Here is a 3,241-nt window from a genome sequence, read left to right on the forward strand (position 1 = left end):
ACGGGGTCGGGTTGCCGGGCAGCGGCGATCGGGGCCGAGACCCCGGTGAGCGTGGCGGCGAGCAGGACGGCGGTCATGGCACGACGTGTGCGGCGCATCTGTGTTCCCCCTGAGTGATCGGCGTGCGTCTCCCCCGACCCTCCCAGCCCCGGCCGCCGAGATCACTGCACCGGCCCCCCGCATCGCCCCTGGGGCAGGCCCCCTTGACGCCGCGGTCGCCCCGCGCCACCCGCTTGATAGGCAAGTCATTGCTTGCCTATCGTGGAGGGCATGGCGGAGGATGTGTTCAAGGCGCTGGCCGACCCGACCCGGCGGCGCATCCTCGACGAGCTGGTGGAGCGGGACGGGCAGACGCTGTTCGAGATATGTGCGCGGTTGGTCACCAAGCACGGTCTGGGACTGTCCCGGCAGGCGATCAGCCAGCATCTGGCCGTCCTGGAGTCGGCGGGTCTGGTCGTCACGCGCCGCCAGGGCCGCTACAAGTTCCATGATCTGAACACCGAGCCCCTGGAGCGCGTCATGACCCGATGGCTCAGGCCCGACGGACCGGAGAGCACGCCATGAGGATCCACATCACCAGCGTCTTCGTCGACGACCAGGAGAAGGCCCTGCGCTTCTACACGGACGTGCTGGGCTTCGTGAAGAAGCACGACGTCCCGATGGGCGGCACGGACCGGTGGCTGACCGTGGTCTCCCCGGAGGAGCCCGAGGGGACCGAGCTGCTGCTGGAGCCCTCCGGCCACCCCGCGGTGCGGCCGTACAAGGCGGCCCTGGTCGAGGACGGCATCCCGGCCACGTCCTTCGCCGTGGACGACGTCCCCGCGGAGTACGACCGGCTGAGCGCGCTCGGGGTGCGCTTCACGCAGCCGCCGCTGGAGATGGGCCCGGTCACCACCGCCGTCCTGGACGACACCTGCGGCAACCTGATCCAGCTCGTCCACAGCGCGTAGGCCCCGGCACCACTCCGGAGGGCGGCGCATACCGAGCAGGATCGCGTCACCCGCCGGGAAACGCGTGGCCCGGAGGCGCGCTCGGCACGTAGCCTCGACGTCCATGACGATCACCCTACGAACGATCCACGACGTGCCCGTTCTCCTGTGCGCCCCCGAGGGCGAGCCGATCGCCCGCGAGAGCGATGTCCTGGATCTCATCGGCGACGCCGGGTACCACGGCGCCGCGTGGGTCGTCGTCCCGGCCGAGCGGTTCGACGAGTCGTTCTTCCAGCTGCGGACCCGGGTCGCCGGCGACATCGTCCAGAAGTTCGCGCAGTACCGTGTGGGCCTCGCCGTCGTCGGCGACATCTCCCGCCACACGACGGCGAGTACGGCCCTGCGGGACTTCGTCCGTGAGTGCGACCGCAACCGTCAGACGTGGTTCGTGTCCGACCTCGACGAGCTGGGTGAGCGGCTTAGGGCCTGACGTTTGGATCATGCCGGATTCGGGCCCCGGCGTGATCCAAACGACAGGGCCCTAAGGGCTGAGACCGGCCCGCCGCGCCGCTCACACCAGTTCGAGTCGTCGTTCCGGGCTGGGCAGCGGCGCGGCCTTCGGCTCCCAGCGGCCGACGGTGCGCGCGTAGCCGTAGATCACGGAGCCCATGGCGGTGAGCAGCATCGGTCCGGCCAGCCACGGATAACGGGCCATCTCCTCCGGCAGCCAGCGGTACGACACCAGCAGCGCCACGAACACCGTCGAGCCGTAGGCGACCAGCTGGAGTCCCGAGCGGTCCCAGCCCCGGTCGTAGGTGCGCAGGGCCGCCTCGATGGTGAGGGTGAACACCACACCGGCGATGAGGTCCACGCCGTAGTGGTAGCCGAAGCCGAGCGTCGCGCAGAGCGTGGCGACCAGCCAGAACGTGCCCGCGTAGCGCAGGGCGCGGGGGCCGCCGCGGGAGTGGAGGAAGATCGCGGTGGCCCATGCGGTGTGCAGGCTGGGCATGCAGTTGCGGGGGGTGATCGCGTCGTACGGCATGGCTTCCGGGACGCCGATCGGCGGGGCGGTGTGCGGCCACAGGCTGGCCACGGCCCAGGGCTCGCCGCCGGTTCCCATGGCGCCGGCGCCGTAGGCGAAGACCGGCCCCACCACCGGGAAGATCATGTAGATGCCGGGGCCGAGGAGGCCGATCACCAGGAAGGTGCGCACCAGGTGGTGGCGGGGGAAGCGGCGTTCGGCCACCACATGGCGGAGCTGGTAGAGGGCGACGGCGACGGCGGCCACCGCGAGCTGGATGTAGATCCAGTCGAGGAGGTGGGTGCCGACGGGTCCGGTGGCCCGGACCAGCCGGCCCATCAGCCATGACGGGTTGCCGAGCGCGTGGTCGGCGGAGGCCAGGTACTGGTCGAGCACCAGCGGCTGGGTCTTGGAGGTGATGAGCAGCCACGTGTCACCGGTCTTGCGGCCGGCGACCAGCAGCAGCCCCAGCCCGACGCCCTTGAGGAGCAGGGTTCTCTCCCGGCCGGTGCGGCGGGTGAGGGCGATGACGGCGCAGCCGAGGATCACCCACAGCGCGCCGTTGCCGAACATCATGTCGGCGCCCGCGGCCCACCGCACCAGGAAGAAGACGAGGTCGATACCGACGGCGACGGCGGCCGCGATCAGTCGTTGCCGCCAGGTGAGCACCACCATCGTCAGCGCCATGCTGGCGTACAGCAACGGCCCCGATTTGGGGGCGAACACGACTTCTCGGGCCTGGTTGGTGAGCGGCCCCGGCAGACCGTAGTGGCGGGCGGCGATCTCCAGCGCGACGAAGAATCCCAGCGCCGTCACGCTCAGCGCGGCCCACAGCAGGACGCGGGGCCGGCGCCATTCGACGGAGGAGATTCCGCTGCTTATTCGCGAGAACACCCGCGAGGCTATGGATATCAACTTATGCGGCCATGGTGTCGTTCAGCCGGCTGGGTCTCTTCGCACTGGACGGCATGGGTTCTCCGGTGAACGGGTCGGGTCGGTCGGCTGGTCACAAGTCGTACACAGGGTTGCAGGCCCAGGAAGGAAGACGAAAGGGCACCCCCGGAGGTTGCCCTGCCGCACCCGACCCGACCACCGGAGAACCCATGCCGTCCAGTGCGAAGAGACCCAGCCGGCTGAACGACACCATGGCCGCATAAGTTGATATCCATAGCCTCGCGGGTGTTCTCGCGAATAAGCAGCGGAATCTCCTCCGTCGAATGGCGCCGGCCCCGCGTCCTGCTGTGGGCCGCGCTGAGCGTGACGGCGCTGGGATTCTTCGTCGCGCTGGAGA

4 protein-coding genes are annotated in these 3,241 nt (G+C 69.8%); 3 read left to right on the forward strand and 1 reads right to left on the reverse strand.

The genetic code is table 11. From position 1 onward, the window contains the following. Window positions 1-270 precede the first annotated feature (270 nt). The 3 genes from AOK15_RS28730 (at window position 271) to AOK15_RS28740 (ending at window position 1,419) form a co-directional block, all read left to right on the forward strand. Window positions 271-564, forward strand: coding sequence for an ArsR/SmtB family transcription factor (locus tag AOK15_RS28730; RefSeq protein ID WP_055521261.1), 294 nt, complete (start codon window positions 271-273; stop codon window positions 562-564). Continuing rightward, window positions 561-950, forward strand: a complete 390-nt coding sequence (locus AOK15_RS28735) for a VOC family protein (protein WP_055521262.1) — start codon at window positions 561-563, stop codon at window positions 948-950. Before AOK15_RS28730 ends, AOK15_RS28735 begins: the two co-directional genes overlap by 4 nt. A gap of 103 nt (window positions 951-1,053) precedes the next feature. Beyond that, window positions 1,054-1,419 (forward strand): DUF4180 domain-containing protein, encoded by a 366-nt coding sequence (locus AOK15_RS28740; RefSeq protein ID WP_055521263.1) that lies wholly within the window; start codon window positions 1,054-1,056, stop codon window positions 1,417-1,419. An 81-nt stretch (window positions 1,420-1,500) separates the two neighbouring features. Here AOK15_RS28740 and AOK15_RS28745 read toward each other — a convergent pair whose 3' ends face one another. After that, window positions 1,501-2,844 (reverse strand): phosphatase PAP2 family protein, encoded by a 1,344-nt coding sequence (locus tag AOK15_RS28745; RefSeq protein WP_420876986.1) that lies wholly within the window; start codon window positions 2,842-2,844, stop codon window positions 1,501-1,503. Window positions 2,845-3,241 lie beyond the last annotated feature (397 nt).

The organism is Streptomyces ossamyceticus (assembly GCF_001418475.1).
Lineage (GTDB): Bacteria > Actinomycetota > Actinomycetes > Streptomycetales > Streptomycetaceae > Streptomyces > Streptomyces ossamyceticus.

Coding starts and splice junctions, on each gene's coding strand:
- AOK15_RS28740 (WP_055521263.1), top strand. CDS start 1,054: ATGACGATCACCCTACGAACGATCCACGACGTGCCCGTTCTCCTGTGC.
- AOK15_RS28735 (WP_055521262.1), top strand. CDS start 561: ATGAGGATCCACATCACCAGCGTCTTCGTCGACGACCAGGAGAAGGCC.
- AOK15_RS28730 (WP_055521261.1), top strand. CDS start 271: ATGGCGGAGGATGTGTTCAAGGCGCTGGCCGACCCGACCCGGCGGCGC.